13 protein-coding genes are annotated in these 14,529 nt (G+C 45.3%); 9 read left to right on the top strand and 4 right to left on the bottom strand.

Features of this window, described 5'->3' with window-relative positions:
- Positions 1-12: 12 nt before the first annotated feature.
- The 3 genes from DXX94_RS10985 to DXX94_RS10995 are packed head-to-tail and all read right to left on the bottom strand — an operon-like array spanning position 13 to position 3,232.
- Positions 13-1,626, bottom strand: a complete 1,614-nt coding sequence (locus tag DXX94_RS10985; protein WP_116018459.1) for a cryptochrome/photolyase family protein — start codon at positions 1,624-1,626, stop codon at positions 13-15.
- Positions 1,627-1,657: 31 nt separating this feature from the next.
- A complete protein-coding gene (locus tag DXX94_RS10990) occupies positions 1,658-1,837 on the bottom strand; it encodes a DUF2256 domain-containing protein (RefSeq protein ID WP_309545218.1) in 180 nt (59 codons plus the stop codon).
- A gap of 39 nt (positions 1,838-1,876) precedes the next feature.
- Positions 1,877-3,232: a DASH family cryptochrome gene (locus tag DXX94_RS10995; protein WP_116015859.1), complete on the bottom strand. Its 1,356-nt coding sequence runs from the start codon at positions 3,230-3,232 to the stop codon at positions 1,877-1,879.
- Positions 3,233-3,422: 190 nt separating this feature from the next.
- Here DXX94_RS10995 and DXX94_RS11000 point away from each other — a divergent pair, with 190 nt between their 5' ends.
- Positions 3,423-4,334 (top strand): alpha/beta hydrolase family protein, encoded by a 912-nt coding sequence (locus DXX94_RS11000; protein WP_116015861.1) that lies wholly within the window; start codon positions 3,423-3,425, stop codon positions 4,332-4,334.
- A 6-nt stretch (positions 4,335-4,340) separates the two neighbouring features.
- On the opposite strand, the gene DXX94_RS11005 is transcribed toward DXX94_RS11000, so the two are convergent.
- Complete coding sequence (locus DXX94_RS11005) at positions 4,341-5,216, bottom strand: peptidylprolyl isomerase (RefSeq protein ID WP_116015863.1); 876 nt, start codon at positions 5,214-5,216, stop codon at positions 4,341-4,343.
- A 122-nt stretch (positions 5,217-5,338) separates the two neighbouring features.
- Between DXX94_RS11005 and DXX94_RS11010 the strand changes: the two genes are divergently transcribed.
- The 8 genes from DXX94_RS11010 to recG all read left to right on the top strand — a co-directional run bounded on the left by DXX94_RS11010 (position 5,339) and on the right by recG (position 14,445).
- On the top strand, positions 5,339-6,049 hold the full coding sequence (locus DXX94_RS11010) for a DUF445 family protein (RefSeq protein WP_116015865.1): 711 nt from the start codon (positions 5,339-5,341) through the stop codon (positions 6,047-6,049).
- A gap of 190 nt (positions 6,050-6,239) precedes the next feature.
- Positions 6,240-7,427, top strand: coding sequence for an amino acid aminotransferase (locus DXX94_RS11015; protein WP_116015867.1), 1,188 nt, complete (start codon positions 6,240-6,242; stop codon positions 7,425-7,427).
- Positions 7,428-7,596: 169 nt separating this feature from the next.
- Entirely contained in the window at positions 7,597-8,226 is a 630-nt protein-coding gene (gene gmk, locus DXX94_RS11020) for a guanylate kinase (RefSeq protein WP_220348194.1), read from the top strand.
- A 54-nt stretch (positions 8,227-8,280) separates the two neighbouring features.
- Positions 8,281-8,559 (top strand): DNA-directed RNA polymerase subunit omega, encoded by a 279-nt coding sequence (gene rpoZ / locus DXX94_RS11025; protein WP_115998597.1) that lies wholly within the window; start codon positions 8,281-8,283, stop codon positions 8,557-8,559.
- 278 nt (positions 8,560-8,837) lie between these two features.
- On the top strand, positions 8,838-10,940 hold the full coding sequence (gene spoT / locus DXX94_RS11030; protein WP_115998596.1) for a bifunctional GTP diphosphokinase/guanosine-3',5'-bis pyrophosphate 3'-pyrophosphohydrolase: 2,103 nt from the start codon (positions 8,838-8,840) through the stop codon (positions 10,938-10,940).
- A 64-nt stretch (positions 10,941-11,004) separates the two neighbouring features.
- A complete protein-coding gene (locus tag DXX94_RS11035; protein WP_115998595.1) occupies positions 11,005-11,394 on the top strand; it encodes a RidA family protein in 390 nt (129 codons plus the stop codon).
- 195 nt (positions 11,395-11,589) lie between these two features.
- Entirely contained in the window at positions 11,590-12,300 is a 711-nt protein-coding gene (trmH, locus tag DXX94_RS11040) for a tRNA (guanosine(18)-2'-O)-methyltransferase TrmH (RefSeq protein ID WP_115998594.1), read from the top strand.
- 57 nt (positions 12,301-12,357) lie between these two features.
- Positions 12,358-14,445: an ATP-dependent DNA helicase RecG gene (gene recG / locus DXX94_RS11045; RefSeq protein WP_116015869.1), complete on the top strand. Its 2,088-nt coding sequence runs from the start codon at positions 12,358-12,360 to the stop codon at positions 14,443-14,445.
- Positions 14,446-14,529 lie beyond the last annotated feature (84 nt).

Raw genomic sequence — 14,529 nt, forward strand, 5'->3', positions numbered from 1 at the left:
TTTAAACGCGGCTCACAGCTTATCAAGCTGCAATAGTAAGCGATCCGCTTTCGCTAAAATTGCTGCCTGTTGACTCTCTGACTGCTTGTCCCAATTGCGATAGACCATCGCCTGCCTCGGGTTCGTACCAAACTTATCGCGATGACGGGTCATAAAATGCCAATACAGGCTGTTGAGTGGGCAAGCGTCGTCGGTTGTTTTTTCTTTCACTTTGTACGCGCACGACTTGCAGTAATCACTCATTTTATCAACATAGTTACCTGACGCCGCATAGGCTTTCGAGGCAACAATACCGCCATCAGCAAACTGGCTCATACCGCGCGTATTCGGCATTTCAACCCATTCAATAGCATCGATATAAATGCCAAGGTACCAAGCATCGACTTGATCGGGGTGAATTCCCGCCAGCAAGCAAAAATTGCCGGTGATCATTAAACGCTGAATATGGTGAGCATAAGCATATTGCAATGACTGCTGTATCGCATGGTGCAGACAGTTCATTTTCGTTTTACCCGTCCAAAACCAAGTCGGTAATTGTTCATCAGCTGACAAATTATTCTGCTCAGCGTAATTAGGCATATTCGCCCAATAAATACCGCGAACAAACTCACGCCACCCCAGTATTTGACGAATAAAACCCTCAATTTGCGCGAGCGATATAAGCGTGGGTTGCCCACGATAGTAATCAACTGCCGTGTCTACCACTTGCTGTGGTGACAGTATTTTCGCGTTTAGCGCAAACGATAAGCGGGCGTGATACAAGCTCCACTGACGATCGGACATCATATCTTGCCCTTGGCAGGTCATCGCATCTTGAAATTGGCCAAACTTCGGCAAACACCTGACACAGAAGTGTTCCAGTAACTCCTTTGCTTGACGGCGATTAACTGGCCAAAGCAATTGATCCGATTGCTCACCAAAATGAGCGATATTATACTTTTGCAAGCGTTGATTGATCGCCGCAACGTCATTGGCAAAAACAAGTGGTTCAGGTAGCTGCTCAATATCTTTGGGCTTAAGCTTGTGGCGATTGTCCTGATCATAATTCCACTGTCCTCCTTCCGGCTCATCACCCGCCATCAGGTAATTAAAACGCTTGCGCATTTTGCGGTAAAAAACTTCCAAACGGTGGCGTTTGTCGGCTTGAAAATAATCACTAAGCTCATTGAAGTTTAAGAAAAAGTGTTCTGTTTCAACACATCGACTTTGACCACTAAAACGGCTAGCAAAGTTAAACAATTGCTCCGCTAAGCGATACTCATCAGGGCGCAGATAGCTAAAGTATTGGCATTGATAATGTTTTAGTAAATGAGTAAGTAAACTAGGTAAATCTTGAAAATCTTGCGTATCATCTAATGTCAGGTACAAAACTTGATGACCTGCTTGGCTAAGTGCGTCAGCAAATTGCGCCATCGCCAAGAAAAATGCCTGAATCTTTTGCACATGATGCTTAACATAGCTCTGTTCTTGTTTGAGTTCAGCAATCACATACAAGACATCACTTTGTTTAGTTTGATACCACGAGTGCCCAGCATTTAACTGATCACCTAAGATTAATCTAAGTTCTTTGTATTTTTGGTTTAGGAACGTTTGGTCGTTGTTCGCATCACAGCGTTTGTTAGGCATCAAACGTTGAAGTGGCATCTAAACATCCTCATCACTCTGTTAAGGTTTGTTGGGGCTTGTTGCTACGGCAACGCTTAGAGCAGTAGATCACCTTAGCCCAACAGTTGCGCCATTTTTTGCGCCATTTTTTGCGCCACGAAAACGGGCGATCACACACAGGGCAAGTTTTATAAGGTAAATGCGGTTTACGATGCATAACATTCAACATCATGCTTTGTTTGCTAAGCCATAGTGAGCCAAGCCTTAACAGCTATTTGGCTATCGGCCAATCAACTATATCGACAGAGTCAATCGGCTCCGCTAGCTGCTCACCGTGCCACTTAGCAATATATTCATTGTTGGAGTCAAACAACTGCTGTTGTTTTTGAAGATTAAAGTGGCGACCACCGCGTGGGTCAGCACCAACACCGGCGATATACTGCCAATTACCCCAATTGACCACGGCATCATAATCAATTAATTGCTGTTGAAAATAAGCTGCGCCATAACGCCAATCTAACGACAACTCATTAACTAAACAGCTAGCGGTAATTTGCCGCGCTCGATTTGAAATATAACCGGTGTCGTTAAGCTGATGCATAATGGCATTAACCAGTGGATACGGTGTTAGGCCGAGCTGCCATTTAACAAAGCGCTCACCGTGGAAGCTAGTCAGCGGTTTGTGATCATGCATACCCGTAAATGCGTACAAATGGGCACCAATCTTTTGTGCCAACCAGTGAAAGTAGTCACGCCACAGTAACTCAAAGAATATCCAGTAGGTTGACTCGTTCTCACCTTGCTGAAGTTCATGTTTTTTTAACGCCCAATACACTTGTCGTGGCGACAAACAGCCAGCAGCTAACCATGGGCTAAACTTGGTTGACGAAGACCAATCATCAAGGGCATTACGGGTTTCTTTGTAGTGCTGTGCCAGTTCACTTTGAAAATAAATCGCCAACTGCAATTCGCCAGCATGGCTACCACCGTCAAAAAAGCTGGTGGTGTCTGGGTTTAACAGCGCGGCCAAGGCTGCATCACTACCTAAATCAAAGGCCAGTAATTCAGGACTTGGCGGCAAGCTAGTAAGCTGCTGTGGTTTAGCAATGGCGGGCACCTGTTTTTCAAGCTGGCGACGAAATTTACTGAACGTTGTGGGAATATCATCAAGCGCGAAAGGTAACTGAGCTTGCTCAAACAAGGTGTGCTGCCAAATGCCTTGCCAGTTAACATCAGCTTTTCCAGCACCGATTCTAATCGGCGTGATTTGTTGTTGATAATGGGCAAACAATTGCTGTTGACGGTGATCGCCTGTTGCCGAGTAATAAATTGCATCAACATCGTATACGGTGACCAGATGCTTCAGCACCTCTGATGTGGCACCTTTTTGAATGACTAAGTGCTGGTCGAGCAAAAGTACTTGTTGCGCCAAGTCAGTCAGTGCTTGTGCAATAAATGCTTGTCGATGCTGGCCAACCGCCTTGCATTGATACTGCTCGTGGTTATTTTGCCTTTCATCAATCACATACAAAAGTATCAGCCGCTGGCATTGGCGCGCCGCTTCAAATAACGCACGATTGTCTTGAATGCGTAAATCATTGCTAAAAAGAAATATGCCAGTGTTCATCACGTGACGCCTACCCAGACGATAACTTACTAAAACAGCGTGTGTTTAACATTACGTTGTCAAGCCAAGATAAGATGACATTAATCTTCACTGTTAGGTAATCCACTCCTGTTGCAGATCTCAATGACAAAGCTTATGGTGAATTCAATGGACGAAAAATAACTGACTAATAAGAAAAAGAGACAATGAGATGCTTCACTTACTTTTACGCTTGATGTTGCTTGTTTCAACGCTATCACTAGCAACTGGTGCACTTGCCAATACCTTTAATCCTGTGGTTGAAGATCTCGACAAAGTCGACTTTAGCTCGCCACCCAGCATTTTTGAGGGCAAAATCGAATCAGATGGCTCAGCGATGCCAATGATCATGTACAAAGCAAATGGCAAAGGGCCACACCCTACCATCATTTTACTGCATGGCTTTCCCGGCAATGAGAAAAACTTAGATTTAGCACAAGTCTATCGCCGCGCTGGTTTTAACGTGATCTTTTTCCATTATCGCGGCGCTTGGGGCGCCGAAGGTCAGTACGGCATTGCCAATCAAGTCGCTGATACGGCGAATATCATTAAGCTCATTCGCACAGGTAAATTTCCACACAGTGAGTTTATTGATCAACAGAAAATTAGCCTAGTGAGTCACAGCTTAGGTGGCTTTAATGCGCTCTATTCTGGTATCAACCAAAGCACACAATGCACCTTAGCGATAGCGCCAACCGATATTGGCGGTATCGCGAAACAGCTTGCTGATTTTAGTGTTGCTGCCAGCGATCCCTACATGAGCTACCCATTGCTACCGCTCAAAGGCTACTCATTTGTTGATGCGTTAAAAGAAGCGAAAGCAAAGGCCTTTCACTTAGCGCCGCAAATGGGCAAGTTTAAAGCGCAACCTGTGTTGATAGTGCAAGGCAAACAAGACATCTACCAAGTCGGCGATTTAGTGATTATTTCGCCACAAGACAGCGCAAACTTAATTGCCAGCGCTAAACGGCAAGGGGCAACTAATGCCAGCTATTTGGAAATGGCCGGCGATCATAGTTTTTCATGGAACCGTATTGCGCTAGCAAAACGCACCACTGATTGGCTAACGGCACATTGCCGTTAACTTTTATTAGCCTTTATCGATATTCGCGGGAACGATTCTGCTTGCCACAGGTACTTGGCAAACATCTAATACGGGCGGTGGCTTTTTGTAGAAAAACGCATGACTGCGATCGCGACGATCTACAAGTTTTTTGGCAAACGCTGCTGATTCTGTATCTTCGACTTGAATCACCAGTTGCTCACTGGCAGGCAAGCTCGGCATCAAGGCCATGTTAACAATGGGCGTAAAGTCCGCTTTATCGACTGGCGCCTCGCCTTCAATTACCGCCGTACGGGTGATGGCTTGTACATGCGGCATGCCGTAAACCACGCGGCCAAATATCGTCATAATGCGATCTAAATAACGCGGTGCCTGACCATTAGTAATATAAAAGTGACTGCTGCCGGAATTCGGCTCATTGCCGCGTGCTAGCGCCAGCACGCCCGGACAATGGGTAAGCCAAGCTTTGTTTGCTTCGCTATCACTAGCGAGTGCGAAACCGCCACTAAAACCGGTTTGCTCAGCAAATAAATCCGGCGATTGCACTGGCGTAATCTTAGGTGATTTCACCAAAGACCACTCGCTTTCCATGGCGATGGTCTGAGACTTCTTGTCCTTGTTTTCTGGCGCACTTTCATCTGGGCCTGCTTGGGCGACAAAGCCATCAATTACCCGATAAAACTTATTGCCATCATAATGGCCACTTGCCGCTAACGCTTTAAAGTGAGCAACATGCTTGGGTGAAAACTGTGATGCAAGTTCGAACACGACTTTGCCATGCGGCAGCGTCATAACCATTAAATTATCTGGACTAACGGTACGCCATTGGGTTTCAGCAAGCGTCTGACTGCTCGCTAATATAATGCCAGCCGTTACCAAGCTGGTGAGGAGTTTTTTCAACATAGCCTATTTTCTTAAGTTTTTATTGCCTTGTTTTTACTTATCTTGCGCAACTATTGTCAGCAATTCAATAGACTTGCTACCATTGCCATCATCGAAAACTTTCTTCCAATAAGGGATCGCAAGTGAACAAAAGCAGTGTCACTAACCTTATCGCACTGGTACTGGTGATCACCGGCCATATAAGTGCACAGCCTATTCTTTTTGCCATTGGCTTGTTTGCCCTATCTGGCGCCGTCACCAACTGGCTAGCCGTGCATATGTTGTTCGAAAAAGTGCCCGGTTTATATGGCTCTGGCGTGATTCCTGCGCGCTTTGAAGATTTCAAAATCGGTATTCGTGAGCTGATGATGAAGCAGTTTTTCACCAAGGAAAATATCGACCGATTCTTATCGGACGACAAAGGCGGTGCAGCTAGCATTAACTTAGAGCCAGTGATTGAAAAAGTGGATTTAAACCCAGCATTTGATGGCTTAGTTGATGTGATTGAAAATTCTCAATTCGGCGGCATGCTTGCCATGGTCGGTGGTAGTGAAGCGCTGCAGCCAATGCGTGAGCCCTTTATCGAAAAAATGAAAAGTGCGGTTAAAGACATTACCCAAACCGACGACTTTCATACGAATTTGCGTGAGTCCTTAGAAGGCGATAGCAATATTGCCCATATGCAGGAAAAAGTCAGCGACATTATTCAGCAACGACTGGATGAACTCACCCCGCAGCTAGTGAAAGAGATTATTCAAGATATGATCCGCAAACACTTGGGCTGGCTCGTTGTTTGGGGCGGTGTATTTGGCGGTATTATTGGCTTGATTGCCGCCTTAACGAATACCTTCTAAACCACTTTAATCAATTCTCTAACTGTGTGTCATAGCGGATGAAAATTTTCATTCGCTATTTTTATTTTGACGATAAGCGAAAGTTGCTTTTTTCGCTTTTATTTAGCCATCTAAATAGCTATGCTTAGGCAGTAATCGTACTGTCCTTTCGCAGTATTTCTCTCCCGCAAACAAGAAGGTAAATGGAGTCATGTTTGGTAGCTTAAAGCCACGTCCTGCAGATCCAATTCTGGGTCTATTGGCAAAATATCGTGAAGATGAAAACTCGCAAAAAATTGATTTAGGTGTCGGCGTTTATAAAAACGAAGCTGGTCACACCGCAATTTTAGATTGTGTTAAAAAAGCAGAGAAACATCGTTTCGATACCGAAGATACCAAGGTCTACATTGGCCCGACCGGCTCGCCGTTATTCAACGAAAAAATGGCTGAGTTAATTTTTGGTGAGCACCAAGTGCTGGCCAATAACCGTGCGCGCACTGTTTCTACGCCAGGTGGCACGGGTGCTTTGCGCGTTGCTGCAGAATTTATTAAATCTTGTAAAGCGGGTGCAACCATTTGGGTGAGCGATCCAACATGGGCTAACCACACAGGTTTATTCCAAGCAGCCGGCCTGACCGTAAAAACTTACCCTTACTACGATTTTGAGAACAAAAAACTCGACTTCGATGGCATGTTAGCTGCCCTAAAAGAAGTTAGCGCTGACGACGCTGTGTTGTTGCACGCTTGTTGCCATAACCCAAGTGGTATGGACTTAAGCCAAGAACAATGGCAACAAGTTGCTGAAGTGGCTAAATCAATTGGTTTCTTACCAGTGATTGATATGGCTTACCAAGGCTTTGGTGACGGCTTAGACGAAGACGCTTACGGCCTGCGCTTAATGGCAGATAGCGTAGAAGAAATGGTCGTTTGTAGCTCGTGTTCTAAGAACTTCGGCTTATACCGTGAGCGCATTGGGGCGACAACCGTGATTGCTAAATCAGCAGCGGCAGCAGATATCGCTAGCTCAGTGTTATTGCACGTCGTTCGCGTAATTTACTCAATGCCGCCTGCACATGGCGCGGCGTTAGTAGAAACCATTTTAAGCTCAGACGAGCTACGCAACCAATGGTACGACGAATTGAAAGAAATGCGCGATCGCATTAACGGCAACCGTCAAATGATCGTTGATAAGCTAGTAGAAAATGGCGTAACACGCGATTTTAGCCATATTGTTCGTCAAAAAGGTATGTTCTCATTCCTTGGCATTACCCCAGAGCAAGTACAACGCTTGCAAGACGAATTTAGTGTTTACATGGTCGGTTCAAGCCGCATGAGCATTGCTGGTATTTCAAAAGCAAATGTTGATTACCTAGCGCAATCCATTGCCAAAGTGCTGTAAGCTAAAACGCTCGATGAACAAAGCCGGATTTCTCCGGTTTTTTTTACGTCTAAAAAAATAAAGCTAGCCCCAATTATGTATTGTTATAGATATACATCTGTTACAGACTTTCAACTAAGATTTCTGTATAGTGCGCGCCAGTTAATTTTTGCTTATATGGGTGTTAATGATCATGGTCAACGGCAATTTATTTATCCTTTCATCGCCAAGTGGCGCGGGCAAATCCAGTTTAATTTCAGCGCTACTGAAACAAGGCTCAGCTCGCCCATTGCAAATGTCAGTGTCTACCACTACACGAGCCCCACGCCCTGGTGAAGAAGACGGTGTTCATTATCATTTTGTTGATAAAGCCAGCTTTGAACAACAAATCAAAGACGGCGTATTTTACGAACACGCTGAAGTATTTGGTAACTACTATGGCACATCGGCGAATGCAATTGATGAGCGCCTAGCACAAGGCGTTGACGTATTTTTAGATATTGACTGGCAAGGTGCCCAGCAAGTACGTATGAAGCGTCCTGATGTAACGTCTATTTTTATTGCCCCACCATCACGCCAAGAGCTAGAAAATCGTTTACGTGGTCGCGGCCAAGACAGTGATGAAGTGATCGCCGATCGCATGGCCAAAGCGCAAGCAGAATGCTCACACTATCAAGAGTTTGACTACATCATCGTTAACGATGATTTTGACACGGCATTAGCCGACTTAACCACGATCGTTGACAACCAAAGATTGAAGCGCAGCCAGCAAGAACAAGCCCATCAAGATTTATTCACGGATCTATTGGCTAATGATTGATCGTTTACTATAATAAGCGGCTATTTTTGAAAATAATCATTGTGGAGTAGCTACATGGCTCGCGTAACTGTTGAAGATGCAGTAGAAAAAATCGGCAATCGCTTTGACTTGGTGTTAGTTGCATCACGTCGCGCTCGTCAAATCGCCACTGGCGGTAAAGACCCTCTAGTTGAGTTAGAGAACGACAAACCAACGGTATTAGCGTTACGTGAAATCGAGTCAGATTTAATTTCTTCGGAAATTATGGATGACGCTGAGCGTCACGAGCAAGTTCAGCAAGAATCTGCTGAGTTAGCTGCTGTTGCTGCCATTGTTGGTGGTCAGCAAGACTAATTTGTCTTTGCTGTGCTAGCAAAAAGTCTAGCCAGAAATTCAATCAGAAACGCGTTGATGGTTAAAACCTTCAGCGCGTTTTTTTATGTCAGCTATTGCCAATAGATCAGCAACAAAAATTCCATCTTTTCCTCTTTAACTGGCCTCACTAACCCTTGGCAAGGCCGCGAATATTGCTTATCCTTGCCTTAACGTGAGTTAAATTTATTCAACCGTTGATTTAGCTGCGTTTTCCCTCTTTCTCTAATTTTCTCGTCAACCTATTTTGGGAGTTTTGAGTGTATCTATTTGAACCATTAAAAGAGTTTGCCTCCAGTTACTTATCGAAAGTGCAGCTCGATTTACTTAAGCAAGCCTATGTCGTGGCACACGATGCCCACGATGGTCAAATGCGTTCAAGTGGCGATCCCTATATCACTCACCCCGTTGCCGTTGCTTTAAACTTGGCGAAAATGCACTTAGATCACGAAACCTTAATGGCCGCGCTATTGCACGATGTGATTGAAGACACTGAAGTCACCAAAGACGAACTGGCAGAGCAATTTGGTGCCACGGTTGCTGAATTGGTCGAAGGGGTTAGTAAACTCGACAAGTTAAAGTTCGACAACAAAGAAGAGATGCAGGCGGAAAACTTCCGCAAAATGGTGTTGGCGATGACCCGCGATATTCGCGTGATCTTAATTAAACTGGCCGACCGCACCCACAATATGCGCACCCTAGAATCGCTGCGTCCCGACAAACGTCGCCGCATTGCCCGTGAAACTTTAGAGATTTATGCACCAATTGCCAACCGCTTAGGTATTCACGACATTAAAAATGAGTTAGAAGTGCTCGGCTTTGAAGCACTCTACCCAATGCGCTCGCGAGCATTGCGCTCTGCCGTTAAACAAGCACGTGGCAACCGTAAAGAAATTATTAACAATATTCAGGGCGAAATTGAACAGCGCTTAGCGGAAGCGGGTATTCAAGCGCAAGTTATTGGCCGCGAAAAGCACTTGTATTCGATTTACCGCAAAATGTTAAACAAAGAGCTGATGTTTAACGAAGTAATGGATATTTACGCCTTCCGCGTCATCGTGCCGGAAAAAATTGACGACTGTTACCGCTCACTTGGCGCAGTACACAACTTGTTTAAGCCAATCGAAACCCGTTTTAAAGACTATATAGCTATTCCAAAAACCAATGGTTATCAATCGCTACATACATCACTGATTGGCCCACACGGTATTCCTGTAGAAATCCAAATTCGTACTAACGACATGGATCAAATGGCGGATAAAGGGGTTGCCGCCCACTGGCTTTACAAGCAAGACGGTGACGACACAGGCACAACGGCGCAAATGAAAGCACGCCGCTGGATGCAAAGCTTGCTGGAACTGCAGCAAAGTGCTGGTAGCTCGTTTGAATTTATCGAAAACGTAAAATCAGATCTCTTCCCAGAAGAAATTTACGTATTCACCCCAGATGGCCGCATCATCGAATTACCAATGGGCGCTACTGCGGTAGATTTTGCTTATGCAGTGCATACTGACGTGGGTAATTCTTGTGTTGGCTGTAAAGTTGATCGCAAACCTTACCCATTAAGCCAGCCGATTGATTCGGGCCAAACCATCGAAATTGTCACCTCTTCTGCGGCAAGGCCTAATGCGACTTGGTTAAACTTTGTGGTAACAGCAAAGGCAAGACTGCAAGTGCGCACTTACTTACGTTCACAAGAAGAAAATGAATCACAAGCGCTTGGCCTGCGTTTACTCAGCCATGCATTAGGTACCACCAAACTGGAAGATATTTCAGAAGAGAAAATTGCTGAAGTAGTTGCCGAAACAGGCAATGAAAGTTTAGATCAGTTACTGGTTAATATTGGTTTAGGTAATGCCCTGAGCATTGGTATAGCTCGCCGCTTAACCGATGAATTTACTGACGACAGCGAAGAAACCGTACCAACGAAAAATAAGATGCCAATCAAAGGTACAGAGGGTATGCTGGTCACTTACAGTAAATGTTGTCGACCAATCCCTGGCGATACCATTTTGGCCTACCTTAGCCCAGGTAAAGGCTTAATTGTTCACCAAGCAACCTGTAAAAACGTTAAAACGCACGAGAGTAAACTATTCCCAGTGAAGTGGGACAGCGATATCGATAAAGAGTTTATCGCTAAACTTCGCGTTGAGATTGTTAATCATCAAGGGGCATTAGCGGCGCTGACCAATGTTGTCGCAAAGAATGAGTCCAACGTGCATTCGATGAATTCCGGCGAAAAAGACACTGGCTTATACGCCATCGACATGGAAATTACCTGTCGTGATCGCGTTCATTTAGCCGAAATTATTCGCAAAATTAAAAAGATGATCGACGTACAAAAAGTCGTTCGCAACAAGTAATAAACAGAGCTCCTCAAAAGCTTTTAACAACAAAGCTTGTAAGCCTGTAGTAAAAAGGAAGATTATGAAAACTATTGTTTCAACCGAAAATGCACCAAGCGCAATCGGTACGTACAGCCAAGCTGTTAAAGTCAGAAATACCGTATATTTATCAGGCCAAATTCCACTAGTACCGGAAACTATGGAAGTAGTTTCTGATGATTTTGCCGAACAGGCAGAGCAAGTATTTAAAAACCTCGTTGCGGTATGTGAAGCGGCTGGCGGCGAAATTAACGACATGGTTAAAGTAAATATTTTTATGACGGACTTAGCCAACTTCGCCACCGTTAACGAAATTATGAGCAAGTACTTTGCGGAACCATACCCTGCACGCGCGGCTATTCAAGTATCGGCACTACCAAAAGGCGTAGATATTGAAATTGACGGTATTATGGAAATTCCTAACGTAGCTTAATTGGTATCAATCAACCGATTTTTATCGGTTGATTTCCTACTCGCACCTAAACGTGGCTACACTTGGCTAGTCAGCCACCGCTAAATTTAGGTACACATCACCAAACCCAACACCATTTTTGCTCATCAGCATACATTCTCGGCAATTACTGTTAAAATACACAGCAGTATCGAATTAATCTTAAATGTGAAGAAAATGACTCCAGAACGACATAACCGTATTTTAAGCATGCTCAACCACCGCCAACCGGATTTAACCGTGTGTATGGAAGGTGTGCACAAAGCACATAACTTGGCTGCTGTAGTGCGTACTTGTGACGCCATTGGCGTAAGTGCGGTGCATGCGGTTTGGAAAAATGAGCAAATGCGTGCATCTGGTGGCATTGCTGCTGGTAGTCAAAACTGGGTGGATGTTCACAATTACTCATCAACCAAAGATGCGATTAACGAACTGAAACGCCAGAATATGCAGGTATTGGTGACTAATCTATCTGACAAAGCAGTCGACTTTCGTGAAATTGATTACACCAAACCCACCGCGATCATTCTAGGCCAAGAAAAGTTTGGCGCTTCAGATATAGCCAAAGAAATGGCCGATCAAGATATCATCATCCCTATGGTCGGTATGGTGCAGTCGCTAAATGTATCAGTAGCCAATGCGGTAGTGTTATACGAAGCACAACGCCAACGTGAAGCAGCTGGCATGTATGGTCGCGCAACTATTGACGAAGATACTCGCCAGCGTATGTTGTTTGAGGGTGGTCACCCTATTTTTGCTAAAGTGTGCCAATCAAAAGGCTTACCTTACCCACACATTAACGATGACGGCGAAATTATTGCCTCTGACGATTGGTGGCAAAAAATGCAAATGAGCCAAGAGGCCTGGGCCGATATTGACGACGAATAATCGTCAACGAAATAGCACTAACGGAATAAAGCTAAGCTCAATCAAAATAAGAATAAAATGTCGGGAACCACTAATTTAGCGCAAGTCACTATCGCCTCGTTAAAAGGTGTTGGTCCAGCCATGGCAGACAAGTTTGCCAAGCTGGGCTTAAACTCTGTGCAAGATTTATTGTTCCACTTACCGCTGCGTTACGAAGATCGCACTCGGGTCACGGCAGTGCGCGATTTACTGCCCGGCATTTACACTAACATTATTGGTGAAATTACCAATAACCAAGTGGTGCTTGGCCGCAAGCGCATGCTTGTCGTCACCATCAACGATGGCACGGGCAGTGTCGACCTGCGCTTTTTCCATTTCTCTGCGGCGCAAAAAAATGCCCTTGCCATTGGCACCGAGTTGCGTTGTTACGGTGAAGTGCAGCGCGGCCCGCGCAGCTTTCAAATAGTGCACCCTGAATACAAGCCGCTTGATAACGACCAAGCATTAACCGCCGTTGAAGAAACACTTACACCTGTTTATCCAACCACAGACGGCCTCAGGCAAATTACCTTTCGCAATATCAGTGAGCAAGCATTAAAGCGCCTAGAACATGGTAGTGTTGAAGAGTTATTACCAGCGCAATTCCTAAACGAGCCATACACGCTCGCCGAAGCGCTTAAACTGATTCATCGCCCGCCGCCGGATGTTTCCACCGAGCAACTGGAAAACGGTATACACCCTGCGCAGCTGCGGCTAATTAAAGAAGAATTACTGGCTCACAACCTGAGTATGGTCAAGTTGCGTCAATCGGCAGATAAGCACGATGCTATGCCAATGCATGTTGATACTAACCTGAACCAGAAATTTCTTGATAGCTTGCCGTTTGCGCCAACCGGCGCACAAGCACGAGTAGTAAAAGAAATTCGCGACGATCTCGCCAAAGAAGTGCCGATGATGCGCTTAGTGCAAGGGGACGTTGGCTCAGGGAAAACCTTGGTGGCAGCGCTAGCAGCAATTACCGCCATTAGCCAAGGCTACCAAGTGGCGCTAATGGCGCCGACCGAAATTCTCGCCGAGCAGCACGCCATTAACTTTCAGCGTTGGTTTGAGCCGCTTAATATCACAGTGGGTTGGTTAGCAGGGAAAACCAAAGCCAAAGCGCGCCGCGAAGCACTAGCTCAAATCGCCGATGGCACCATTCAAATGGCGGTTGGTACCCATGCACTATTCCAAGAACAAGTAGAATTTCACAAACTGACCTTGATCATTATTGATGAGCAGCACAGATTTGGTGTTCATCAACGCTTATCGCTGCGAGAAAAAGGCGCATTTGATAACAAGTACCCCCATCAGCTGATCATGACGGCAACGCCGATCCCACGGACACTAGCGATGACAGCTTATGCCGATCTCGACACCTCAGTCATTGATGAATTACCGCCGGGGCGAACGCCGATTAATACCATTGCCCTGCCCGACAGCCGCCGTGACGATGTAATTGAACGTATTCGCCAAGGTTGTATGAATGACGATCGCCAAGCTTACTGGGTATGTACCCTGATTGAAGAGTCAGAAGTGTTGCAATGCCAAGCAGCTGAAGATACCGCTAATCACCTACAAGAAGCCCTGCCCGAACTGCAAATTGGCTTAGTGCATGGCCGGATGAAACCCGCTGAGAAACAGCAAGTAATGGAGGCGTTTAAAGCCGGTGACTTACACTTATTGGTGGCGACCACAGTCATTGAAGTAGGCGTTGATGTGCCAAATTCCAGTTTAATGGTGATTGAAAACCCTGAGCGCTTAGGTTTAGCGCAACTCCACCAATTACGCGGGCGTGTTGGTCGAGGCTCAGTTGCCTCACACTGCGTGCTGATGTACAAATCACCGCTGTCTAAAACCGCTACTAAGCGTTTAGGGGTGCTCAGAGAAAGTAATGACGGTTTTGTTATTGCGCAGAAAGACTTGGAAATTCGCGGCCCCGGCGAGCTGCTAGGTACTAAACAAACGGGTTTAGCTGATCTTAAAATTGCCGATTTGATTCGCGATAAAGACCTGATCCCTGAAGTACAACAGCACGCTTATTTGCTCTGGCAACAGCACCCACAGCAAGCGGAAGCGATTATTCAGCGCTGGCTTGGTAATCGCGAACAATACTCAAACGCCTAGTTTTAGCATGCAGAAATCAAATGACAAGTTTGTTTATTTGATATCGCGCAATAACTGAAATCATTTCACCTAAGCGGCTTTGAA

This window comes from Thalassotalea euphylliae, assembly GCF_003390375.1.
Classification (GTDB): Bacteria; Pseudomonadota; Gammaproteobacteria; order Enterobacterales; family Alteromonadaceae; genus Thalassotalea_F; species Thalassotalea_F euphylliae_A.